Below are 22,426 nucleotides of genomic sequence, written 5' to 3'. Positions count from 1 at the left end.
CATGCAGGCCGTCGATTTCACCATCGCCCTGGATGCCATGAGCGGGGACCTCGGTCCCGGCGTCGTGGTGGCGGCGGCGAGGCAGGCGCTGCGGCGCCATCCTGCCCTGGCCATCGCGCTGGTGGGCGACGAAGCCGTGCTCGAGCCGCTCGTCGCCGCTGCCGGTGACGATGCCGCCGGCCGTCTCGCCGTCCGGCATGCCCCGGAGATCGTCACGATGAACGATGCGCCGGTGGACGCGCTGCGCCGCAAGAAGCGCTCGTCCATGCGCGTGGCCGTCGATCTGGTGAAGCAGGGCGAGGCCCAGGCCTGTGTGAGCGCGGGCAATACCGGCGCGCTGATGGCCATCGCGAAGTTCGTGCTGAAGACGGTGGAGGGCATCGACAGGCCGGCCATCCTCGCCGAGATGCCCGCGCGCGGCGGTTCGGTTCACATGCTCGACCTCGGCGCCAACGCCGACTGCACGGCCGAGCAGCTGTTCCAGTTCGCCATGATGGGCTCGGTCGTGACGGCAGACGTGCGCGGTCTGGAGAACCCGCGGGTGGCGTTGCTCAACATCGGCGAGGAAGAGATCAAGGGAGACCAGACCGTGAAGGCTGCGGCGGCCCTGCTCGCCGCCAGCGGGCTGAACTACGTCGGTTACGTCGAGGGCAACGACATCATCTCCGGCAAGACCGACGTGGTGGTGACCGACGGTTTCACCGGCAACGTGGCGCTGAAGACCATGGAAGGGACCGCCGGCTTCATCTCCGAGATGCTGAAGGCGGCCTTCACCGAGACCTGGCTTTCGAAGCTGCAGGCACTCGCGGCGCGGGGCGTGCTCGGCCGGCTGCGCGCCCGGCTGGATCCCAGGCACTATAATGGCGCGAGTCTGGTCGGTCTCACCGGCATCGTCGTGAAAAGTCACGGCAGCGCCGACGAGCTGGCCTTCCTGCACGCCATCGAGACGGCGGTGGTGGAGGTCGAGCACGACGTGCCGTCCCAGATCGGACGTCTGCTGCAACGGGAAGCCGCATGAAATATTCGCGCATCGAGGGTACCGGCCGCTGTCTGCCCGACAGGGTCCTCACCAACGCCGAGCTGGAGAAGATGGTGGAGACCACCGACGAGTGGATCCGCACGCGCACCGGCATCGAGCGCCGCCACATCGCCGCCGACGACCAGTACACCAGCGATCTCGCGGTGGGCGCCGCGCGGGAAGCCATGGCCGCCGCCGGCGTCGGCCCGGCCGATATCGACTTCATCGTCGTGGGCACCACCACGCCGGACCGGGTCTTCCCTAACGTGGGCTGTCTGGTGCAGGAGAAGCTGGGCATCCACGACTGCGCCGCATTCAGCGTCGAGGCGGCCTGCACCGGTTTCATCTATGCCTTGAGCGTGGCCGACAAGTTCGTGCGCACGGGCGCGGCCGGCTGCGCGCTGGTGATCGGCGCCGAGACGCTGTCCCGGATCACCGACTGGGACGACCGCCAGACCTGCGTGCTGTTCGGCGACGGCGCCGGCGCCGTGGTGCTGAAGCCGGCCGAGGAACCGGGTGTGGTCTCCACTCACCTCGGTGCCGACGGCCAGTACAAGGACCTGCTGTACTACCCGGCGGGTCCGTCCGAGAAGCTGGACGACATGCTGCGGGGCGAAGCCGCCATCCACATGCGTGGCAACGAGGTCTTCAAGGTGGCGGTGAAGACCCTGGGCAACATCGTCGACGAGACGCTGGCCGCCAACAGCCTGTCGAAGAGCGACATCGACTGGCTCATCCCCCACCAGGCGAACATCCGCATCATCCAGGCCACCGCGAAGCGCCTCGACATGCCCATGGAACGCGTCGTGCTCACCGTGCAGGACCACGGCAATACTTCCGCTGCTTCGGTGCCGATGGCCCTCGACGTGGCGATCCGCGACGGGCGCATCAAGCGCGGCCAGACCCTGCTGCTGGAGGCGTTCGGCGGCGGCTTTACCTGGGGTTCGGCGCTGATCCGCTACTGAGGGCCCGGCCGCTCTACCAGAGCGGAGCGGGTACGGCGGCGGTCTCCCGGTCGCGACGGGTGCGCCGGAACATGCGGTCGTGCAACTGCTCGCGCCGGGCGGCGATGCGCTCGCGGCGGGTCGCCGCGTCGGTGCCCACCTTGAAGCGCCGGAAATAGTTGTCCCGGAATCCGCAGAAATCCTCGTAAGCCTCGATGACGTGCTTCAGTTCCCGCAGGACGAGCTCGATCATGATGGCGTCGTCCAGATAGCCGAGTCCGGGCATGTCGTCGGGGATCAGGTCCTCCGGGTCGCCGAAGTAGATCAGCGCGGAGAGCAGTTTCAGCCGTTCCGTCGCAGGCAGCGCCCATTCCTCGTCCTCGAGCATGGCGCACATGGCCTGCAGGCGCGGCAGCCGCTCGCGGACGAAGTCCGGCAGCGCTCCCGGGTGCAGGGATTCCATCACGTCCCGGGTGGCCCTGACGATCTCCGCCTCGTCGGCGTCTTTCGCCGCGGCGCGGGCGCCTTTCATGGCCTTGCGGAACTGCTGGAGATCGCGCTCGCTGATGTACAGGCTGATTTTCACGCTCATGGGCTTCGCTCGCGGTCGTGGGGCCGGGGAGGGGCACGAGGGAAAGGTAGGCGACTCCGGAGAGGCGGTCAACGCCGGCCCGTCGACCGGATGCGGGATATCTGGGAGAATCTCCGCCGTTGCACCCCACGGTGCGTTGCGCAGAGATCCGCTCGATGAGGACGGTTGCAGGGAGGCTCGGCCTGGTCGCTATGGCGACGCTCGGTCTGTTAGTCACGATGCCGGCACGGGGCGAAGTTTTCGACCTGCCGGACAACGGCGATACCGTGGTCGGGCAGGTGACGACCGTCGAGTCCCGCGAGTGGGACACGCTGCTGGACATCGCCCGCCGTCACGGGCTCGGCTATTACGACATCGTCCGGGCCAATCCGGGCGTGGACCCCTGGTTGCCGGGCGACGGTACCGAGGTGGTCCTGCCGGCCCGCTTCATCCTGCCCGACGTGCCCTGGGAAGGGGTGGTGCTGAACCTGCCCGAGTACCGCATGTATTACTTCCCGCCGGCGGAGGCGGACGGCACGCGCACGGTCATGACCTTCCCGATCAGCATCGGCCGCATGGACTGGGAGACGCCGCTGGGGGTGACGCGCATCACCGTCAAGGCCCGGGACCCGGCGTGGTACCCGCCCGAATCCGTGCGCAAGGAGCACGAAGCCGACGGCCGCTCACTGCCGCGGGTGGTGCCGCCGGGGCCGGACAACCCGCTCGGGCAGTTCGCCATGCGTCTGGCGATCCCCGGCTACCTCATCCACGGGACGAACCGGCCGGCCGGTGTCGGCATGCGGGTGACTCACGGCTGTATCCGCATGTTCCCCGAAGACATCGAGTTCGCCTTCGAACGTATCCCGACCGGGACGCCGGTGCGCATCATCGACGAGCCCTACAAGTTCGGCTGGTACGACGGGCAGCTCTTGATGGAGGCCCACGAGCCGCTGGAGAGTCCGGCGGAGACGGACGACCCGGCGCCGGTCAGCACTCTCACGCGGCTGACGGAACTCTACGTGGCGGCCACCGGCGATCGTCGGGTGGAGGTGGACTGGGACCGGGTGGAAGCGCTGCATCACGCCGCCGACGGCATACCGCGCCGGGTGGACGCGGCCGGCGTCGGCGAGACGCTGGTGGCGGACCAGGACTAGCCCGTCGGAAGGGCGGAGGACTCGCGGACGAATCCTGCGGACAAAAAAACGCCGCGACGAGCGCGGCGTTGAAGAATCTCTGAACCTGCGAATTATTTGGACATCGATTTCTGGAACATGCGCTCCAGGCGTTCGCGGTTCGCATCGCAGCAGCTCTGCGCGCCCTGTGCGGCCGACAGCGCCTGGCTGGCGGTGCTCTGAGCGCTGGAAGCCATCTGGCTGGCACGGTCCGCTGCGGAACGTGCGGCTTCTGCAGCCGACTTCGCAGCAGCGGCGTCGGCAGCAGCGCGTTCGGCGGTCGCCTGCACTTCGTCGAGAGCGGTCTGGTTGGCACAACCGGTGACCAGCAGCATCGTGGCTGCGACGGCGCCGAGTTTCGTTGCGATTCTCTTCATATGCTTTTCCCCTATTGGAGGCATTAAAAACAAGCGTATTATTTATTAAACGCGGTCAGTGTTCAACGTAATCAGGCATCGAGGGCGGTTTTTTTTCGCTCCGAGGCATTTGATTTGTCTGCGTTTTGCGACAGGTATCCGGCGCTGTCCGTCAGAGTTCGCTGAGCAGCCGGCGGGCTTCGTCCTCCAGCCGTGCCAGTTCGCGCTCCAGGGAATCACGGTCGCGCTCGAGATTGCGGAGGCGGTAGTAGATCGAACGGCGCTGATCGTCGGTCAGGTCGCCTCGCTGGAGGTCGAATTCCAGCTGTCGTACCGCCCGTTCGGCATCGTCCAGATCCTCGCTCACCCGATGGATGCGCCGGCCCACCTGGTAGCCGCGGTAGAAGTCCTCCTCGTAGCCGGGCGGGCAGACGTCCTGATAGGTGCGGCCGGCACGGCCGTGGGCAAGGCCGCCGGGGACCGTGCACAGCCGGTCCAGGCCGGCGAGGCGACCGCGGGCGTAGGCGTCCTCGGCGGGGACGATGCCGTATTCGGCGCAGGCCTCCCGGTGTTCCTCGATGCGGTCGGGCGGATAGCCGGCGGCGCCATCGGCTTCTCCCAGCGCTTCCCAGTCGGCCTGGCGGCATTCGGTCTCCGAAAGGGTGGCACAGCCGCCGGCCAGGAGGGCGGCGGGCAGGATGAGCCAGAGAAACTTGCGCCGGACCCGAACCTGTATATAATCACAGTATCTGGGCATGCATACAGGATAACACCATGGCCGATCTCACCCCACGCCAGTCGCAGATTCTGAAACTCATCCAGGATTTCATCGCCGAAACGGGCATGCCGCCCACCCGGGCCGAGATCGCCGAGGAGCTGGGTTTCCGCTCACCCAACGCCGCCGAGGAGCACCTCCGGGCGCTGCAACGCAAGGGCGTGCTGGAACTGAGGCCCGGCACCTCCCGCGGCATCCAGCTGAAGGATTCCCTGCGCGAGCAGATGGGCCTGCCGCTGGTCGGGCGGGTGGCCGCCGGTCAGCCCATCCTGGCCGAGCAGAACATCGAGGCCCACTACCAGATCGACAAGAGCCTGTTCCGGCCGAAGCCTCATTACCTGCTGCGGGTGCAGGGCATGAGCATGAAGGACGTGGGCATCCTGGACGGGGACCTGGTGGCCGTGCACCGCACGCCCGAGGTGCGGAGTCGCCAGATCGTGGTGGCCCGTCTGGAGGACGAGGTCACCGTGAAGCGCTACCGGCAGGAAGGCACCATGGTCTGGCTGATGCCGGAGAACAGCGAGTTCGCCCCGATACGGGTGGATCTCGCCCATCAGCCGCTGGTCATCGAGGGCGTGGTCGTCGGCGTCATCCGCGACGGCATGCCGGTGCACTGACGCGTCTCCCGCTCCCGTGGACGAAGCCCTCGAACAGTTACTCGGCAGTTACCGGCTCTGGCGCGGCAGCGAGGGCGCCGTGCGGGAGGGTCAGGCCGGCCGGGTGGCGGCCACCGGTTACCGCAAGCTCGACGCCTGCCTGCCCGGCGGCGGCTGGCCGCTCGCCTCGCTCACCGAAGCCCTGTCCGCCGCCTGCGGCATCGGCGAGTTGCGCCTGTTCATGCCGGCGCTCTCCGCACTGTGCCGGCAGCGTGAGGGCTGGGTGGTCTGGATCGCGCCGCCCCATGTGCCCTATGCACCGGCGCTGATGCAGTGGGGGCTGGAAGTCTCCCGGGTACTGCTGATCCATCCGGCCCGTGATCAGGAAGCGCTCTGGGCGATGGAGCAGGCATTGACTTCGGGCACCTGTGTGGCGGTTCTGGCCTGGATCAATCGCATGGACGAGCGCACCAGCCGGCGGCTGCAGCTCGCGGCCGGCAGGGGAGAGAGCTGGGCCATCGCCTTCCGGCCGGCCGCCGCCAGGCGGGAGGCGTCCGCTGCCGCGCTGCGGCTGATGCTTCGCCCCGGCAGCAACGGCACCGATGTGGACCTGTTCAAGGTACGCGGCGCGCGGCCCGCGCTGGTGAGCGACTATGACGGCCGGGACGGCGGTAGTCCGTTGCCGCTGGTGCGCCCGCCGGGGGAGGGCCTGGAGGAGAGCGCGGCAGCGGTGGGCGTCGGCGGGCGCGCCGGTTCGGGCTGACGACGTGGCCGCCTCTCCATGGTATCGCCGCCCGAGCCCGATTCCGCCCTGCCGGCAGCAGGAGAGTCTCCGCATCCCCGGCCTGAACGGGGGCGGGTAACGGCCGCGCACGGACCCGCCCGGCAGCAGCCGCTGCCCCTCGGTGGTGGAGAACCGCCGGCCGAAGACCCGTCTCCTTCGTATTCGCGGCAGCGCCGCTCGCAGCTGTGGCTGTGCATCCGTCTGCCCGGGATCGCCCTCGAGGCACTGGGTGAGTCCGCGGCGTCGGCCGGGCCGGTGGCGGTGATGGAAGAGGAAGGCGGGCAGGTCGTCGTCCATCTCGCGAACGGGGCCGCCGCGGCGGCCGGGATCCGGCCCGGCCAGACGCTGAACGCCGCCCTGGCACTGGTACCGGAACTCCTCACCGTCTCGCGTCGGCCGCGGCGCGAGCGCATCCTGCTGGAATCCCTGGCTGACTGGGCGGGACGCTTCAGTCCCCTGGTCAGTCTGGAGGGCCCGGATGCGCTGCTGCTGGAAGTGCAGGGCAGCCTGCGTCTGTTCCGCGGTCTGGATCGTCTCTGCCGGCTGGTCGTCGAGGGGCTGCGGCAACGGGGGCACCGGCCCCTCGTCTGCGTGGCCCCCACGCCGCTGGCGGCGCTCTGGCTCTCGCGGGACGGCGGCGGCCGGGTGGAGGGTGTGGCGGAACTGCCACGGCATCTCAATTCGCTGGATCTGCGGGTCACCGGATGGCCGGCGGCGGTGCTGCGGGGGCTCGCGGGCACTGGCGTGACGAGCATCGGCGAGTGCCGCCGGCTGCCCCGGGAAGGATTCGCCCGGCGCTTTGGCGCGGCGCGGCTGCAGGCGCTGGACCGGGCCTTCGGCCGGCTGCCGGACCCGCGGCCCCATTACACGGGTCCGCCGCAATTCCGCGAACAGATAGACCTCGGAGAGGAGACCCGGGACGAGGCGCTGCTCGCGGCCGGCTGCTCGCGCCTGCTGGCCTCCCTGGAGGACTTCCTGCTGCGCCATCAGCGGGCGGCGCGGCGTCTGCGGTTCCGCTTCTTCCATCTGCGCGGCGGGGCGACGCCGCTCACCCTGGGCTTCAGCGATGCCTGCTGCGATGTGGAGCACTGGCGGAGCCTGCTCGGCATCCGGCTGGAGCGCCTCCGCCTGCCGGCGCCGGCGATCGCCGTGGAACTCGCCACGGGACGCCTGGAGCACCGCGAGGGCGACACGACGGCTCTGCCGCTGATACACGGCCAGGCCGGCCAGGCCGGCCGGCATGACGGCGGGCTGCCCCGGCTGGTGGAGAGCCTGCGGGCCCGGCTGGGCGAGAATGCCGTCCGCGGGCTCAGGAGTCTCGCGGAGCACCGGCCCCAGCAGGCCTGGGACGAGGTCGACCCCCTGGAGGGCCTGGCGGGCGGCGGCGGTGCGGGGCCGTCACCCTGGAGCCGGGTACGGGAATTGTCCGCGGTCGCCGACCGGGGAGAGGGCGATGATCTGCTGCTCGAGCGTCCGCTGTGGATATTGACGCAGCCCCAGCGGCTCGCCGTGCACGAGGGGCATCCCTGCCACGACGGCCCGCTGCAGTTCGTGGACGGGCCGGAGCGTATCGAGAGCGGCTGGTGGGACGGCGCGGACACGGCCAGGGATTACTACGTGGCCGAGACGGGCGCCGGCGCGCGGCTCTGGGTCTTCCGGGAGCGTCGCCCGCCGGCCGGATGGTATCTGCAGGGCATCTTCGGCTGAGATGACCTCTCGCTACGCCGAACTGCACGCCGTCAGCAATTTCACTTTCCTGCGCGGCGCCTCCCATCCGGAAGAACTGGTGGAGCGGTCGGACGCGCTGGGCTACACCGCGCTGGCCCTCACCGACGAATGCTCGGTGGCCGGCGTGGTGCGTGCCCACGGCGCGGCCCGCGGGCGAGACCTGAAATTCATCGTCGGCGCCGAATTCCGCCTCGCCGACGGGCCGGCGCTGGTGGCGCTCGCGGCCAGCCGCCGCGGCTATGCCCGGCTGTGCCGGCTGATCACCCGGGGCAGGCGCAATGCGGAGAAAGGTGCCTACCGGCTGCAGCGGGAAGACCTGGAAGACGGCCTGCCGGACTGCCTGGTGCTGTGGCTGCCGGGCCGGGACCTCGGCGGCAGCCGGCACGGCGACTGGTTCGCCGGGCTGTTCCCCGGCCGCTGCTGGATCGCCGCGGAGCTCGCCGCCGACGGGCTGGACCGGCCCCGGCTGGACGGGCTGGGCCGGCTCGCCCGGCGCACCGGCCTGCCGCTGGTCGCAGCCGGCGACGTGCACATGCATCGCCGCGGCCGCCGCGCTCTGCAGGATACGCTCACGGCCATCCGGCTGAAGGTGCCCGTGGCCGAGGCGGGGTTCGCCCTGCATCCCAACGGCGAGCGTCACCTGCGCTCGCGCCCGCGCCTCGGCGAGCTCTATCCGCCGGCGTTGCTGCGCGAGACGGTCGCGGTGGCGGAGCGCATCGACTTCTCCCTGGACGAACTCGCCTACGAGTATCCCCGGGAGCTGGTGCCGGCGGGCCATACCGCCGCGAGCTGGCTGGCGCACCTGACGGAGGAGGGCATGGCCCGGCGCTGGCCGGACGGTGCCCCGCGCAAGGTGCGCGACCTCGTGCAGCACGAACTCGCGCTCATCGCCGATCTGGCCTATGAGCCTTATTTCCTGACGGTGCACGACATCGTGGCCTGGGCGCGCTCCCGGGGCATCCTCTGTCAGGGGCGCGGCTCGGCCGCCAATTCCGCGGTCTGTTTCTGCCTCGGCATCACCGAGGTGGACCCGGAGCGGATGTCCACGCTGGTGGAGCGCTTCATCTCGAAGGAGCGGGACGAGCCGCCGGACATCGACGTGGATTTCGAGCACGAGCGCCGAGAGGAGGTGATCCAGTACATCTACGCGAAGTACGGCCGGGAGCATGCCGCGCTGGCGGCCACGGTGATCACCTACCGGCCGCGCAGCGCGATGCGCGACGTGGGCAAGGCGCTCGGCCTCTCCTCGCTGCAGACCGACAGGCTGGCGCGCGCCATGCAGTGGTGGGACGGCAGCCACGTGGACCCCGAGCGTGTGCGCGAGGCCGGCCTCGACCCGGACAGCCCGGGCATGCGCCGGCTGCTCACGCTGGTGCGCGAGCTCATCGGCTTTCCCCGCCATCTGTCCCAGCACGTGGGCGGCTTCGTCATCTCGGACGGCCCGCTGGAAGAGCTCGTGCCGGTGGAGAACGCCGCCATGGAGGGGCGCACCGTCATCCAGTGGGAGAAGGACGACCTGGAGGAGCTGGGACTGCTGAAGGTGGACGTGCTGGGCCTCGGCATGCTGACGGCGATCCGCCGCTGTTTCGACCTCATGCGCGGTTTCGACGGCCGCGAGCTGGACCTGGCCGGCGTGCCGGCGGAGGACCCGGCGGTCTACGACATGATCTCGGCGGCGGACACCATGGGCGTGTTCCAGATCGAGTCCCGCGCCCAGATGGCGATGCTGCCGCGGCTGCGGCCCCGCTGTTATTACGACCTGGTCATCGAGGTGGCCATCATCCGCCCCGGTCCCATCCAGGGCGACATGGTGCACCCGTATCTGCGCCGGCGCAGCGGCGAAGAGGCGGTGAGCTACCCCAGCGAGGAGGTCCGTGGCGTGCTGGAGCGCACCCTGGGCGTGCCGATATTCCAGGAGCAGGTGATGGAACTCGCCGTGGTGGCGGCCGGCTTCACACCCGGCGAGGCGGACCGGCTGCGCCGGGCGATGGCCGCCTGGAAGCGCCGCGGCGGGCTCGGCCCCTTCGAGGACAAGCTGAAGGCCGGCATGCGCGAGCGGGGCTACGGCGAGCAATTCGCCGAACAGATCTTCAACCAGATACAGGGTTTCGGCGAGTACGGTTTCCCGGAGTCCCACTCGGCGAGCTTCGCGCTGCTGGTCTACGTCTCCGCCTGGCTGAAATGCCATGAGCCGGCGGCGTTCCTGTGCGCGCTGCTGAACAGCCAGCCCATGGGTTTCTACGCGCCCTCCCAGCTGGTGCAGGACGCCGTGCGCCACGGCGTGGACGTGCGCCCGGTGGACGTGAACGCGAGCCGGGAGGAGTCCTCGCTGGAGCGGCGCGAGGACGACACGGCCGCGGTGCGGCTGGGATTCGACCGGGTCAAGGGGCTCGCCGCGGCCGCGGCGGAGTCGCTGGTGGCGGCGCGGGAGAGCGGGGGGCGGTTCGGCTCGGTGCAGGACCTCGCCGAGCGGGCGGGGCTGGATCGCGCCGCCCTGTCCGCCCTGGCCGCGGCGGGTGCGCTGGCCACCCTCGCGGGACACCGCTTCCGGGCCCGCTGGGACGTGGCCGGCGTGGAGGCTCCGGAGGGGCTGTTCCGGTCCATGACCCGCTACGAGGCATCGCCGCTCCTCGCCCGGCCGTCCGAGGGGCAGGACGTGCGCGCCGACTATGAGAGCCTCGGCCTGACCCTGGGGCGCCATCCGATGGCGCTGCTCAGGGAGCGTTTCCGCCGTCGGCGCTACATCACGGCGGAGGAATTGCCGGCAGCCGGGCACGGGACGCGGGTACGGGTGGCCGGGCTGGTGGTGACCCGCCAGCGGCCGGGGAGCGCGAGCGGGGTCACGTTCGTCACCCTCGAGGACGAGACCGGTCAGGTCAATCTGGTGGTGTGGAAGGCGACCGCGGAGGCCGAGCGGCGTGCGCTGCTATCGGCGCGGCTGATGGGGGTGGAAGGCGAGGTACAGATAGAGGGGGAGGTGGTCCATGTCATCGCCAGGAGGCTGACGGAGCACAACGGTCTGCTGGGGAGTCTGGCCGTGCGCTCGCGGGACTTCCACTGAAGTGTCGGAGTCAGTCGTCGAAGTCCCAGTCGTCCATGTCGCGCAGCGCACGCTCGAAGCGCTTCTGCTCCATCAGTTCCTCCAGCCGGCGACGCGCCGCGAAGCTGCCGGTGCCGCCGGACTGCGAGCCCTCAATCTCGGCGACCAGCTGTTCGACGTTGATCTCGACGGATAACTCTCCGACGTTATCATCGTCAGCGTCGTCTTCTGCGGACAGATCCGCATCCTCCATATCTTCATCCTCGAATTCGTCGTCCACGTCGAGTGGATCTTCCCGTTCCAACTGCATCAACGTCTCGTCCATGGGAGCGCCCCCGCGCCGGCTCGTGTCAGAGAGTTTATGTCACGTTCGGCGCATGTATATCCCGAATGGGGGTGCCAGCGCAACAGGGCGGGCCACAGTTTTTACAAAACTCGTAACTTTTTGTATTTATGCGGGAATTCGGCTATTGGATGAGATTGTTTATCTGGAAGATCGGCAACAGGATGGCCAGCACGATGGTCAGCACCACGCCGCCCATGAACACGATCAGCAGCGGCTCCATGATCCCCATCATGGTCGTGATGAGCCCGTCCATCTCCCGCTCCTGGTTGTCGGCGGCGCGGCCGAGCATCTGTTCCAGCTGACCGCTGGACTCGCCGCTGGAGATGAGGTGAATGGTCATGGGCGGGAACAGGCGGCTCGCGGCGAGCGAGCGGGAGATGGCGCCGCCCTCGCGCACCCTGAGCGAGGCTTCCTGCACGGCCTCGCGCATCGGCACGTTCATGATCACCTCGGCGGAGATCTTCAGCGCCTCCAGCACGGGCACGCCGCTGCCGGCGAGGATGCTGAGCGTGCGGGTGAACCGCGCCGTGTTGACACCCCGGGTGATGCGGCCGATCAGCGGCAGGCGCAGGAGCAGGCGGTGATAGCGCCGGCGCGGCCCCTCGAGCTTCAGCAAGCGCCACACGCCGAACGCGACGGCGGCGATTCCGGCGATGAGCAGCCACCACCATTCCCTCAGGAAATCGCTGATGCCGATCAGCAGCCGGGTGAGGATGGGCAGCTCGGCGCCGGTGGTCTCGAACACGCCGACCACCTGGGGCACGACGTAGGAGAGCATGAAGGCGATGATGCCGAGCGACATCAGCACGAGCACGATGGGGTAGACCAGCGCGTTCGTGATGCGCTGGCGCAGTGCCTGGCGCGTCTCCGTATAGTCGGCCAGCCGCTCGAGCACGGCGTCCAGATGACCGGACTGCTCGCCCGCCGAGACGGTGGCGCGGTAGATCTCGGGGAACGCCTGCGGGAACTCCTCCAGCCCGTCGGCGAGCGTGTGGCCTTCCATGACCTTGGCGCGCACTCCCAGCAGGATGCTCTGGGTGCGCGGTTTCTCCGTCTGCTGGGCCACGGCCTGCAGCGTTTCCTCCAGCGGCATGCCGGAGTTGACGAGCGTGGCGAGCTGCCGGGTGACGAGCGCGAGTTCCGTCGCAGAGAAGCCGCGGCGCAGCCCCACGGAGAACTGGCGCGCGGATTCCTTCTCGGCCACTTCCGAGACCTCGAGGGGCACGAGCGCGCGCTCGCGCAGGAGCTGGCGGACCTGCCGGGCGGTGTCGCCCTCCAGAACGCCTTTCTTCTCCTTGCCGGCGCTGTCGAGCGCGACGTATTCGAATGCTCCCACCTGGCCGGTCCCGGACGGATTCAGTCAGCCCGCGTAACCCGGAGTACCTCCTCCAGGGTGGTAACGCCGGAGAGGACTTTGGTGCGACCGTCGTCGCGGATGCTCGGGCTGAGATTGCGGGCGTATTTCTCCAGTTCGTGCTCGCCGGCGCCGTCGTGGATCATCGTGCGCATGTGATCGTCCACGGGCACCAGTTCGTAGATGCCTGTACGGCCGCGGAAACCGCCGTCCTCGACGTCGCCGGCCCGGTAGATGGTGGGCGGGTTGTCGGGGTCGGCCTTCAGGACGCGGCATTCGTACTCCCGGGCCGTATAGGGCACTTTGGTGTCGTCGTCGAGCACGCGCACCAGGCGCTGGGCCAGGACGCCGATGAGGCTGGACGACAGCAGGAAGGGCTCCACGCCCATGTCGCGCAGGCGGGTCACCGCCCCCACGGCGGTGTTGGTGTGCAGGGTCGAGAGCACGAGATGGCCGGTCAGCGACGCCTGCACGGCGATCTCGGCCGTCTCCAGGTCGCGGATCTCGCCGACCATGACCACGTCCGGGTCCTGGCGCAGGATGGCGCGCAGTCCCCGGGCGAAGGTCATCTCCACCTTGGTATTCACCTGGGTCTGGCCGATGCCGTCGATGTAGTACTCGATCGGGTCCTCCACCGTCATGATGTTTCGGCTGTTGTCGTTGATGCGCTCCAGCGCCGCATACAGCGTGGTGGTCTTGCCCGAGCCGGTGGGGCCGGTCACCAGCAGGATGCCGTGGGGCTTGTGGATGAGCTCGTCCATGGTGCGCTGGGAGGCCTGGTCCATGCCCAGCGAATTGAGATCCAGGCGTCCCGCCTGCTTGTCCAGCAGACGCAGCACCACCCGTTCCCCGTGGCCGGACGGGATCGTGGAGACGCGCACGTCGACGGCACGCCCGGCGATGCGCAGCGAGATGCGGCCGTCCTGGGGCAGGCGCTTCTCGGCGATGTCGAGCCTCGACATGACCTTGATGCGCGAGGTGATCAGCGGGGCCACCGCGCGCCGGGTCTCCAGTACCTCGCGCAGCACGCCGTCCACGCGGAAGCGGATGACGAGCCGGTTCTCGTAGGGTTCCACGTGGATGTCGGAGGCGTTCTCCTTGACCGCCTCGGTCAGCACGGCGTTGATCAGCCGGATGATGGGCGCGTCGTCGTCGCTCTCCAGGAGGTCGGAGGGTTCCGGCAGCTCCTGGGCCACCTGCAAGAGGTTCGTGTCGTCGCCGAGCCCCTCCATCATCTGCATGGCGTTGTTGCTGCCGCCCTCGTAGGCCTGTCGCAACATGGCGTCGAAGGCCTCCGCCGTCACGCGGGTAAGCTTCAGCGGCACGCCGGCATAGCGGCGCACCTCCGCCAGGCTCACCGGCGAGACGCCGACCCGGCAGATCACGTCGGCCTTGCCGTCGGCGTAGTCGCGGATCAGTACCCCGTGGCGCTTGGCGAATGAGAAGGGCAGGCGCTTCTCCGGCAGGTCGCCGATCTTCGGCGGTTCCGTCGCAGGGATCTCTTCGGCGAGACTCAGTTCCGTGGTCTCCATCTCACTCATTCGTCGATGTCCTCCCCGGACATTATGTTGCCGGGACGCTCGGACGGTTCGCTCGGCTCGTAGGTCTCCAGCGGCGGCAGCGTCGGCCGTGTCTTGCCGGGCATGAGGCGGATGCGGCCCTCTTCCTGCTGCATGTCGCGCATGTAGTTGTACTTCTCCTCGGTCGCCATGTGCGTCTGTTCCGGGTTGCGGAGGATGGAAGTACGGATGAATACCATCAGGTTCGCCTTCACCGTATTCGTGGAGCGGGAGCGGAACAGGTTCCCCAGCACCGGGATGCTGCCGAGCACGGGCACGCGCTGGTCGCTCTCGCGGATGGTGTCGTCGATGAGGCCGCCGAGCACCAGGATGCCGCCGTTCTCCACGATCACCGAGGTGGAGATCTTGCGCTCCTGGGTCACCAGGTCGACCGCGCCGGTGGCGCCCTGGGCAATGCTCGAGATTTCCTGGTTGATCTTCAGCACGATGGACTCGCCCTCGCTGATCTGCGGCGTGATCTCGAGTTTCGTGCCGACACTCTCCCGGTTGATGGTCTGGAACGGATTGACCGCGCCGGTATTAGCGCCGGTGTTGGTGAACTGCCCGGTGAGGAACGGCACCTCCTGGCCCACCTCGATGGATGCCTCCTCGTTGTCCATGGTCACGATGGTGGGCGTCGAGATGATGTTGGTGTCGGCGTCGCCCTGCAGGGCGCGCAGCAGCGCGACGAAACTCGTGCCGTTCTCCGAAATCCGCCCCACGCCGAGCGTGATGCCCGAGCCGAGACCGGACAACGCATTCGCCGCATCCTCGCCGCCGCCGGCGGCGGCTCCCGCCAGCCCGAGCAGATTCACGCCCGAGGAGGGGAAGTTCTGGATGCCGATGGCGTTGTTGTCGGCGCTGCCGTCCACCGCCCATTCCACGCCCAGCTCGGCGGACTTGTCCGCGGTGATCTCGACGATGATGGCCTCCACCAGCACCTGGGCCCGGCGGATGTCCAGCTTGTCGACCACGGCCATGATGGCGCGCATGGCCTTCGGCGGCGCCGTGACGATCATGGCGTTGGTGAGCTCGTCTGCCCAGATCTGCACCGGGCCGCCGGCGGCGCCGGCAAGACCGCCGCCCTGGGCTGCGGCCTGAGCGCCCTGGCCGCCGGCGCCGGCGCCCGTGAACTGACTTTGCAGCTTTGTGGATAGCTCTTCGGCGTTCGCGTAGCGCAGATAGCGCACGCGGGTATTGCCGCCGTCTTCCAGCGGCGTATCCAGGTGCGCGATCAGGGTGCGCATCTTCAGGCGCTGGTTCTTCTCGCCGCTGATCAGCACGCTGTTCGTGCGGTCGTCGGCCACCAGCCCGATCTGGCCCGCCCCCTCCGTGCGCTGGGCCTGCGCCAGCGAGGTCAGCACCCGGACGACGTCGCCCGCGGTGGCGTGCTCCAGCGGCACCACCTCGATGTCCTCGTCGCCTGCCTGGTCGATGCGGCCGATGATGCGCAGCAGCCGCCGGACGTTCGCGGCACGGTCGGAGATGATCAGCATGTTGGACGGCGGATGCGCCGCCAGGTGGCCGTACTGGGGGATCAGCGGCCGCAGTATCGGCACCAGCTGAGCGGAGGCGATGTTCTGCACCTCGATGACCTGGGTGACGATGTCGTCGTTGGCGGCGTCACCGGAGTAGGTCTCGGCGCCGGGTATCTGGCGCGCGTTGGCATCCGGCAGGATCTTCACGACATTGCCGCTCTGCACCGCCACGAAACCGTAGACATCCAGGATGGAGAGGAACGTCTCGTAGAACGCGTCCGCCGACATCGGCGTGGACGACAGCATGGTGACCTGCGCCTTCACCCGCGGATCCACGATGAAGTTGCGGCCCGTGACGTCGCTCACCGCCTCGATGATCTGGCGTATGTCGGCGTCCTTGTAATTGGGCGTGATCGTCGCGTTCTGGGCGACGGCCAGCCCGCATACCGCCAGCGCGGCCGCCGCGAGGGATGCGCGCAACAGCGCCGTGAGGGAATTGCGGGTGTGGCTGTTCTCGTTGTGCATGTTCACTGCCGTCTTCATCTGCTTCCGTCATCGCCCAGTTCCAGCTGGCTGGTGCTGAGCGTGAGCTGTTCGGACTGACCGTTGCGTTCCACGGTCACCGTGATCTGGGTGGCGTCGCCGAGGGTCCGGAATACCTCCATCCCGGTGCGGGGGTCGTTCATGGGCGTGCCGTTGATGGCGGTCACCAGGTCGCCGGGCCGCAGGCCCAGCGCGGCGAAGCTCTTGCGGTCACGGCCGGGGTACACCCGATAGCCGCGCTGCTGGCCGTCGGCGAAATAGGGTTGCGGACGGATGACGTCCATGAGCTGGACTGCGTTGTCCGTGATCATCTGCTGCACGCTGGGCTGGCTCGACGTCGTCGCCACGCGCGCCGAACTGGTCTGGCGGCTGCGGTTGACCGTCTGGCCCTCGGCTTCGCGGGGCAGTTTCAGTGCCTCCAGCGTGCCCGCGCGGTTCAGAATCACCCGGTCGGCGTAGACGGCATGCAGAGAGGCACCGCCGGGGATGCTGTCGCGGATGGAATACACCTTCTCGTCGCCGCGGCTGTCGGCGATGATGGCCAGCGAATAGGCCGGATCGTCGGCCGCCACCGTGCCCTTCAGGGTCAGGCTCAGGCGGGTCTCGGGCGCGTCGTCGATCTCCGACTGGACCGGAGCTGGCGCATCGGCGGAGGCTTCGCCGAACAGGTGTGCGTTGACGATGCCGGCAACGTCGATGCCGCTGACACGGGTATTGGACGCCGACGGGGCAGGGGATGCGGCCGGCGGCGGTGCGACGTCGTCCTCCTCGCCGGCGGGCACGAGCATCCAGATCATGGAGGCGAGCTGCCAGCCGATGGCGATGACCAGCGCGAGCGCCACCCACCGGGGCAGGTGGCGGCCCGCAGCCGACACCGCATCCGAAGGGCTCATGCTCTTGAGCTCCGCCAGTTTCATTTCCGCATTCATGGGTTTGCGCGGCACCCCTGCGCCTTGTCTGGCCCCCCGCCCGGAGAGCATCCCGCTCCGTCTAACGCACCGGAGGCATGATAAGGGTCAGCATATCACCGAACAAGGTGGTAACTACCTAAAAAATCGGCGCAAACGGAGCGCTGGCGCGGCTTCCGGCGGGGCGGTACCCGTGCCGGGGAACGTGCGCCGCCGCGGGTTGTCAACGGCACAGGCGGCCGCATATATATAATCCGTAGTCGGGCATCGCCGGCCCGCGGGCGTCATCGTCGAACAGCAGGAAGCTCCTCACCGGATCATGAGCGAAGAGACACCGAACAAGGATCAGCAGGACAACACCGGTCTGGCCGTCGAGGAATCCCGGCCAAAACTGAAGCGCCCGCCGCTGTACCGTGTGGTCCTGATCAACGACGATTTCACACCCATGGAATTCGTCGTGGAGGTGCTGGAGCGGGTGTTCGGCATGGACCGGCCGAAGGCGACCCGCATCATGCTCGAGGTGCACACGCGGGGGAAAGGCGTGTGCGGTGTCTATACCTACGAGATTGCCGAGACCAAGGTGGCCCAGGTGAACGGCTACGCGCAACAGCACCAGCACCCGCTGCTGTGTACCATGGAAGAGGCCTGAGCCTCAGAACTACTTCGACGACGGACGGTCGTAACCAACTATGCTGAACAGTGAACTCGAATTCTGCCTGAACGAGGCCTTCCAGTCGGCGCGCGAGAATCGCCATGAATTCATGACGGTGGAACACCTGCTGCTCGCGCTGCTGGACGTACCCCAGGTACACGACGTGCTGAGGGCCTGCGACGCCGACGTGGCGAAGCTGCGCGCACAACTCACCGAATTCATCGACGAGTCCACCCCGCGTGTGTCGCTGGAAGACGAGAACGATGTCCAGCCGACGCTCGGTTTTCAGCGCGTGCTGCAGCGGGCGGTCTTCCACGTGCAGTCGAGCGGGCGCAAGGAGGTCACCGGCCTGAACGTGCTGGTGGCGATATTCAGCGAAAAACAGTCCCAGGCGGTCTATTTCCTGAACCTGCAGGACGTCACGCGCCTCGACGTGGTGAACTACATCTCCCACGGCATCACGAAGATCGGTGACGAAGGCGGCGAGAATGCCGAGGCTACTCAGGAGGAGCCCGGCGTCGAACCCGAGGGCGGCTCGTCGGCGCTCGATAAATTCGCCACCAATCTGAACCGGCTGGCCGAGGAGGGGCGCATCGACCCCCTGATCGGCCGCAGCATAGAGATCGAGCGCACGGTGGAAATACTCTGCCGGCGGCGCAAGAACAATCCCCTGTACGTGGGCGAGGCCGGCGTGGGCAAGACCGCGCTCGCCGAGGGCCTGGCGCGGATGGTGGTCGAGGAGAAGGTCCCGGAAGTACTGCAGGACTGCACCATCTATGCCCTGGACATGGGTGCGCTGATCGCGGGCACCAAGTACCGGGGCGATTTCGAGAAGCGGCTGAAGGCCGTGCTGGCCGAGGTGCGCGAGGACCCGGGCGCCGTCCTGTTCATCGACGAGATCCACACCGTGATCGGCGCGGGTGCGGCTTCCGGCGGCGTCATGGACGCCTCCAACCTGATCAAGCCCGTGCTCGCCAACGGACAGCTGCGCTGCATCGGCTCCACCACTTATCAGGAGTACCGGGGCATCTTCGAGAAAGATCACGCACTGGCACGGCGCTTCCAGAAGATCGAGGTGCCGGAGCCGACGGTGGAGGAGACGGTGGAGATCCTGAAGGGGCTGCGCAGCCGCTTCGAGGAGCACCACGGCGTGCGCTACGCCACCGACGCGCTGGAGGCGGCCGCGGAGCTGTCCTCGCGCCATATCAACGACCGCCATCTGCCGGACAAGGCCATCGACGTCATCGACGAGGCCGGTGCGAATCTGCGGCTGAAGCCGGCGGCGGAGCGCGGCGATACGGTGACGGCGGAGATGGTCCAGAACGTCGTCGCCCGCATGGCGCGCATCCCGCCGAAGAGCGTATCCGCCTCCGACAAGGACGTGCTGAAGAACCTGGAGCGGGACCTGAAGCTGGTCATCTTCGGCCAGGACACGGCCATCGAGGCGCTGGCGTCGTCCATCAAGATGGCGCGCTCGGGCCTCACCGAGGAGGAGAAGCCGGTCGGCAGTTTCCTCTTCGCCGGTCCCACCGGCGTGGGCAAGACCGAGGTCACGCGACAGCTGGCCCTCTCGCTCGGCATCGAACTCGTGCGCTTCGACATGTCCGAGTACATGGAGCGGCACACGGTGTCGCGGCTGATCGGGGCCCCGCCGGGATACGTCGGCTACGACCAGGGCGGCCTGCTGACCGAGGCCGTGAGCAAGAACCCGCACTCGGTGGTGCTGCTCGACGAGATCGAGAAGGCCCATCCGGAAGTCTTCAACCTGCTGCTGCAGGTCATGGATCACGGCACGCTCACCGACAACAACGGCCGCAAGGCGGACTTCCGCAACGTGATCCTGGTGATGACCACGAACGCCGGCGCGGCGGAGGTGAGCCGCAGCTCCATCGGCTTCATGCAGCAGGATCACTCGAGCGACGCGCTGGCGATCATCAACAAGACGTTCACGCCGGAATTCCGCAACCGGCTGGACGCCATCATCCAGTTCGCCTCGCTGGACGCCACCTCCATCGCCCGGGTCGTCGACAAGCTGGTGGTGGAGCTCGAGGCGAAGCTCACCGCCAACAACGTCACACTGGAGCTCGACGACGAGGCCCGTTCCTGGATCGCCGAGCGCGGCTACGACCCGACCATGGGCGCGAGGCCGATGGCGCGGCTGATCCAGGAGAAGATCAAGCGTCCGCTGGCGGAGGAACTGCTGTTCGGCCAGCTGGCCGAAGGCGGGCACGTACGCATCCGGGTGAGCGAAGACGGGGATCTGGAGCTGAAGCCGGAGCCGGTGCGCCGCGAGCTGGCCCACCTGCCGGAGGATTCCGAGTAGGAGTGTAGGAGGGCCTTCAGGCCCGATTCGGCAAAATGGATCGGGCCTGAAGGCCCTCCTACATTATCAGGCTACCGTCCGCGGTAGACGATGCGGCCCTTGGAGAGATCGTAGGGCGTCAGTTCCACCGTGACCTTGTCACCGGTGAGGATGCGGATGTAGTTCTTGCGCATCTTGCCCGAGATGTGGGCGGTCACCACGTGACCGTTCTCGAGTTCCACACGGAATGTGGTGTTGGGAAGCGTCTCGATGACGACTCCTTCCATCTGAATGGCATCTTCTTTCGCCACGTGTTCGGCACACCTCGGTTCGCTGGGAGGCCGGCATTGTGCAGAAACTAGACCCCGTTTGCAACGCGGCCCGGAGCGGCCAGCGCCCGCGCCGGAAGCGGCTCCGCGGGCGCATCCCGGAGTTTCCGGCGCCCGGCGCAATGGCGGCGGAGGAGGTCGAGGAAGTCGTGCCTGGGCATGGTCTTCGCACCCATGCTGAGCAGGTGGGGTGAAACCACCTGGCAATCGATCAGGGCGAAATGCCGCCGGACCAGCTCGGCGCCGAGGGCGGCCATGGCGGTCTTCGAGGCGTCCGTCCGCCGGCTGAACATGGACTCGCCGAAGAACACCCGGCCGATCGCCAGGCCGTAGAGGCCGCCGGCCAGCTCGTCGCCCTGCCACACTTCCAGCGAGTGGGCCCAGCCCCGGGCGTGCAGTTCGGCGAACGCCTCCTCCATCGCCGCAGTGATCCAGGTGCCGTACTGGCCCGGCCGCGGCTCGGCGCAGGCGGCCATCACGCGCCGAAAAGCCCGGTTCCAGGTCACGGCGTAGCCCGCTCGACGCAGGCTGCGGCGCAGGCTGCGAGAGACGTGTATGCCGTCCGGGCGGAGCACGGCGCGGGGGTCAGGGGACCACCACAGCACCGGCTGGCCTTCCTCGTACCAGGGGAAGATGCCCCGCTCATAGGCGGCGAGCAGCCGCTCCGCCGACAGATCCCCGCCGGCGGCCAGCAGGCCGTCCGGATCGCGCAGCGCGAGTTCGGCGTCGGGGAACGCGTCCGGCGGGTCGTGTCGTGACAGCCAGTGGATGCGGTACATCGTGGCGGCGCCGGGCGGATCAGTCGGCGCGGAGGTCGCTGCGGAACGGAGAATGCTCCGCGGCCGCCTCGATGTAGTCGTCCACGTGCGCCCGCTCCTCGTCCAGATAGCGGCCGACGGCGGCCGCAAACTGGGGATGCGCCAGCCAGTGGGCGGACCAGGTCGCCGTCGGCAGGAAGCCCCGGCGGATCTTGTGCTCGCCCTGGGTGCCGGGCTCGAACAGCACGATCCCCTCGGCGATGCAGTATTCGATGCCCTGGTAGTAGCAGGTCTCGAAGTGCAGGCTGTGATAGTCGTCGTCGCTGCCCCAGTAACGGCCGTACAGCGTATCGCTGCCGCGATAGAAGACGGCCGCCGCGACGATGGCGCCGTCGGACTCGGCGACGATCACCCGCAGGGCGCCCGGTAGCGTGCGGCGCAGCTCCAGGAAGAACTCCAGGCTGAGATAGGGCACGTTGCCCCGGCGCATGAAGGTGTAACTCAGGAGCCGGAATACCTCGGTCCACTCGGCCTCGCTCAGCTCGTCGGCGGCCAGGTTGCGGAAACCGATGCCCGCTTCGGCCACGCGGCGGCGTTCGCGCCTCGCTTTCTTGCGCTTGGCGGAGCTGAAGTCGGCCAGGAAGTCGTCGAAGTCGGCATAGTCGCGGTTGCGCCACTGGAACTGGCAGTCCTTGCGCGCATGGAAACCGGCGCCCTCGAGTGCCGGCAGTTCCTCCCGGATGGGGAAAAGGACGTGGGCCGACGACAGGTCGCGCTCCCGGGCATGGGCGATCACGGCGGCCGCCAGCGCGGCGCGTCGGGACTGCGCCCCGTCGCCGCGGGTCAGCAGCCGGTCACCGGTGGCCGGCGTGAACGGGACCGCGGCGACCAGTTTCGGGTAGTAGGGGAGCCCGGCGCGGCGGTAGGCGTCCGCCCAGGCCCAGTCGAAGATGAACTCGCCCCAGGAATGGGTCTTCTCGTACAGCGGCACTGCGCCGACGAGTTCTCCTGCCTCGTACAGCGCCACGTGGCAGGGGGTCCAGCCGGTTTCGGGGGAAGCGCAACGGTGGCGCTCGGCCGCCGCCAGGAACTCGTGGCGCAGGAAGGGATAGCGCGGGTCGACCAGCGCGTTCCACGCCGCGGGCGCGATCTCGTCGATGCCGGCATGGATGCGGATGCCGGTGTCGCTTTCGCGTGGCAGCGGGCCGGCCAC

At 68.4% G+C, this 22,426-nt stretch carries 20 protein-coding genes; 9 read left to right on the top strand and 11 right to left on the bottom strand.

The genetic code is table 11. The features are described 5' to 3' along the window. Position 1 precedes the first annotated feature (1 nt). Positions 2–1,018 carry a phosphate acyltransferase PlsX gene (plsX, locus tag ACJMK0_RS13430; RefSeq protein WP_405238918.1) on the top strand — a complete coding sequence of 339 codons (1,017 nt, stop codon included), beginning with the start codon at positions 2–4 and terminating at the stop codon, positions 1,016–1,018. Continuing rightward, positions 1,015–1,983, top strand: coding sequence for a beta-ketoacyl-ACP synthase III (locus ACJMK0_RS13425; RefSeq protein WP_405238917.1), 969 nt, complete (start codon positions 1,015–1,017; stop codon positions 1,981–1,983). Before plsX ends, ACJMK0_RS13425 begins: the two co-directional genes overlap by 4 nt. 13 nt (positions 1,984–1,996) lie before the next feature. Here the strand turns inward: ACJMK0_RS13425 and ACJMK0_RS13420 are convergent, their stop codons facing one another. Then, the gene (locus ACJMK0_RS13420) at positions 1,997–2,554 is read right to left on the bottom strand and encodes a YkvA family protein (RefSeq protein ID WP_405238916.1); all 558 of its coding nucleotides are present in this window, start codon (positions 2,552–2,554) and stop codon (positions 1,997–1,999) included. Positions 2,555–2,709: 155 nt separating this feature from the next. Here ACJMK0_RS13420 and ACJMK0_RS13415 point away from each other — a divergent pair, with 155 nt between their 5' ends. After that, positions 2,710–3,687 carry a L,D-transpeptidase family protein gene (locus ACJMK0_RS13415; protein WP_405238915.1) on the top strand — a complete coding sequence of 326 codons (978 nt, stop codon included), beginning with the start codon at positions 2,710–2,712 and terminating at the stop codon, positions 3,685–3,687. A 92-nt stretch (positions 3,688–3,779) separates the two neighbouring features. On the opposite strand, the gene ACJMK0_RS13410 is transcribed toward ACJMK0_RS13415, so the two are convergent. After that, positions 3,780–4,082, bottom strand: coding sequence for an Lpp/OprI family alanine-zipper lipoprotein (locus ACJMK0_RS13410; protein WP_405220207.1), 303 nt, complete (start codon positions 4,080–4,082; stop codon positions 3,780–3,782). A 151-nt stretch (positions 4,083–4,233) separates the two neighbouring features. Further along, the gene (locus ACJMK0_RS13405) at positions 4,234–4,818 is read right to left on the bottom strand and encodes a DUF2799 domain-containing protein (RefSeq protein WP_405238914.1); all 585 of its coding nucleotides are present in this window, start codon (positions 4,816–4,818) and stop codon (positions 4,234–4,236) included. Between the two features lie 17 nt (positions 4,819–4,835). On the opposite strand from ACJMK0_RS13405, the gene lexA reads away from it, so the two are divergent. Genes lexA through ACJMK0_RS13385 form a run of 4 tightly spaced genes read left to right on the top strand, consistent with a single transcriptional unit; the run spans position 4,836 to position 11,005 of the window. Further along, complete coding sequence (gene lexA, locus ACJMK0_RS13400) at positions 4,836–5,453, top strand: transcriptional repressor LexA (protein WP_405234680.1); 618 nt, start codon at positions 4,836–4,838, stop codon at positions 5,451–5,453. A gap of 16 nt (positions 5,454–5,469) precedes the next feature. Continuing rightward, on the top strand, positions 5,470–6,195 hold the full coding sequence (imuA, locus tag ACJMK0_RS13395; protein WP_405238913.1) for a translesion DNA synthesis-associated protein ImuA: 726 nt from the start codon (positions 5,470–5,472) through the stop codon (positions 6,193–6,195). A gap of 18 nt (positions 6,196–6,213) precedes the next feature. Continuing rightward, a complete protein-coding gene (locus tag ACJMK0_RS13390) occupies positions 6,214–7,923 on the top strand; it encodes a Y-family DNA polymerase (protein ID WP_405238912.1) in 1,710 nt (569 codons plus the stop codon). A gap of 1 nt (position 7,924) precedes the next feature. Next, positions 7,925–11,005, top strand: coding sequence for an error-prone DNA polymerase (locus tag ACJMK0_RS13385; protein ID WP_405238911.1), 3,081 nt, complete (start codon positions 7,925–7,927; stop codon positions 11,003–11,005). A 10-nt stretch (positions 11,006–11,015) separates the two neighbouring features. On the opposite strand, the gene ACJMK0_RS13380 is transcribed toward ACJMK0_RS13385, so the two are convergent. From ACJMK0_RS13380 to gspC, 5 genes are all read right to left on the bottom strand, one after another. Next, positions 11,016–11,309: a hypothetical protein gene (locus ACJMK0_RS13380; protein ID WP_405234684.1), complete on the bottom strand. Its 294-nt coding sequence runs from the start codon at positions 11,307–11,309 to the stop codon at positions 11,016–11,018. A gap of 142 nt (positions 11,310–11,451) precedes the next feature. Then, complete coding sequence (gspF, locus tag ACJMK0_RS13375) at positions 11,452–12,666, bottom strand: type II secretion system inner membrane protein GspF (protein ID WP_405238910.1); 1,215 nt, start codon at positions 12,664–12,666, stop codon at positions 11,452–11,454. A 20-nt stretch (positions 12,667–12,686) separates the two neighbouring features. Then, a complete protein-coding gene (gene gspE, locus ACJMK0_RS13370; protein WP_405238909.1) occupies positions 12,687–14,225 on the bottom strand; it encodes a type II secretion system ATPase GspE in 1,539 nt (512 codons plus the stop codon). Next, entirely contained in the window at positions 14,222–16,264 is a 2,043-nt protein-coding gene (gspD, locus tag ACJMK0_RS13365; protein WP_405238908.1) for a type II secretion system secretin GspD, read from the bottom strand. Before gspD ends, gspE begins: the two co-directional genes overlap by 4 nt. Next, positions 16,261–17,157: a type II secretion system protein GspC gene (gene gspC / locus ACJMK0_RS13360; RefSeq protein ID WP_405238907.1), complete on the bottom strand. Its 897-nt coding sequence runs from the start codon at positions 17,155–17,157 to the stop codon at positions 16,261–16,263. Before gspC ends, gspD begins: the two co-directional genes overlap by 4 nt. Positions 17,158–17,491: 334 nt before the next feature. On the opposite strand from gspC, the gene clpS reads away from it, so the two are divergent. Next, complete coding sequence (gene clpS, locus ACJMK0_RS13355) at positions 17,492–17,821, top strand: ATP-dependent Clp protease adapter ClpS (RefSeq protein WP_405238906.1); 330 nt, start codon at positions 17,492–17,494, stop codon at positions 17,819–17,821. A gap of 40 nt (positions 17,822–17,861) precedes the next feature. Continuing rightward, entirely contained in the window at positions 17,862–20,147 is a 2,286-nt protein-coding gene (clpA, locus tag ACJMK0_RS13350) for an ATP-dependent Clp protease ATP-binding subunit ClpA (protein WP_405238905.1), read from the top strand. Between the two features lie 71 nt (positions 20,148–20,218). On the opposite strand, the gene infA is transcribed toward clpA, so the two are convergent. Genes infA through ACJMK0_RS13335 form a run of 3 tightly spaced genes read right to left on the bottom strand, consistent with a single transcriptional unit; the run spans position 20,219 to position 22,426 of the window. Then, positions 20,219–20,437: a translation initiation factor IF-1 gene (gene infA / locus ACJMK0_RS13345; protein ID WP_405234691.1), complete on the bottom strand. Its 219-nt coding sequence runs from the start codon at positions 20,435–20,437 to the stop codon at positions 20,219–20,221. Between the two features lie 47 nt (positions 20,438–20,484). Further along, complete coding sequence (gene aat / locus ACJMK0_RS13340; protein WP_405238904.1) at positions 20,485–21,234, bottom strand: leucyl/phenylalanyl-tRNA--protein transferase; 750 nt, start codon at positions 21,232–21,234, stop codon at positions 20,485–20,487. Between the two features lie 19 nt (positions 21,235–21,253). After that, positions 21,254–22,426 (bottom strand): GNAT family N-acetyltransferase, encoded by a 1,173-nt coding sequence (locus tag ACJMK0_RS13335; RefSeq protein WP_405238903.1) that lies wholly within the window; start codon positions 22,424–22,426, stop codon positions 21,254–21,256.

The organism is Lentisalinibacter orientalis (assembly GCF_040706535.1).
GTDB classification, from domain to species: Bacteria; Pseudomonadota; Gammaproteobacteria; order Steroidobacterales; family Woeseiaceae; genus Lentisalinibacter; species Lentisalinibacter orientalis.
Note: the sequence above shows the minus strand (reverse complement) of the source record. Positions and strands in the feature narration are given on the sequence as shown.

Coding starts and splice junctions, on each gene's coding strand:
- gspE (WP_405238909.1), bottom strand. CDS start 14,225: ATGAGTGAGATGGAGACCACGGAACTGAGTCTCGCCGAAGAGATCCCT.
- ACJMK0_RS13405 (WP_405238914.1), bottom strand. CDS start 4,818: ATGCCCAGATACTGTGATTATATACAGGTTCGGGTCCGGCGCAAGTTT.
- lexA (WP_405234680.1), top strand. CDS start 4,836: ATGGCCGATCTCACCCCACGCCAGTCGCAGATTCTGAAACTCATCCAG.
- clpS (WP_405238906.1), top strand. CDS start 17,492: ATGAGCGAAGAGACACCGAACAAGGATCAGCAGGACAACACCGGTCTG.
- ACJMK0_RS13380 (WP_405234684.1), bottom strand. CDS start 11,309: ATGGACGAGACGTTGATGCAGTTGGAACGGGAAGATCCACTCGACGTG.
- ACJMK0_RS13420 (WP_405238916.1), bottom strand. CDS start 2,554: ATGAGCGTGAAAATCAGCCTGTACATCAGCGAGCGCGATCTCCAGCAG.
- ACJMK0_RS13425 (WP_405238917.1), top strand. CDS start 1,015: ATGAAATATTCGCGCATCGAGGGTACCGGCCGCTGTCTGCCCGACAGG.
- ACJMK0_RS13385 (WP_405238911.1), top strand. CDS start 7,925: ATGACCTCTCGCTACGCCGAACTGCACGCCGTCAGCAATTTCACTTTC.
- aat (WP_405238904.1), bottom strand. CDS start 21,234: ATGTACCGCATCCACTGGCTGTCACGACACGACCCGCCGGACGCGTTC.
- clpA (WP_405238905.1), top strand. CDS start 17,862: ATGCTGAACAGTGAACTCGAATTCTGCCTGAACGAGGCCTTCCAGTCG.
- ACJMK0_RS13415 (WP_405238915.1), top strand. CDS start 2,710: ATGAGGACGGTTGCAGGGAGGCTCGGCCTGGTCGCTATGGCGACGCTC.
- ACJMK0_RS13390 (WP_405238912.1), top strand. CDS start 6,214: ATGGTATCGCCGCCCGAGCCCGATTCCGCCCTGCCGGCAGCAGGAGAG.
- ACJMK0_RS13410 (WP_405220207.1), bottom strand. CDS start 4,082: ATGAAGAGAATCGCAACGAAACTCGGCGCCGTCGCAGCCACGATGCTG.
- gspC (WP_405238907.1), bottom strand. CDS start 17,157: ATGAGCCCTTCGGATGCGGTGTCGGCTGCGGGCCGCCACCTGCCCCGG.
- gspD (WP_405238908.1), bottom strand. CDS start 16,264: ATGAAGACGGCAGTGAACATGCACAACGAGAACAGCCACACCCGCAAT.
- plsX (WP_405238918.1), top strand. CDS start 2: ATGCAGGCCGTCGATTTCACCATCGCCCTGGATGCCATGAGCGGGGAC.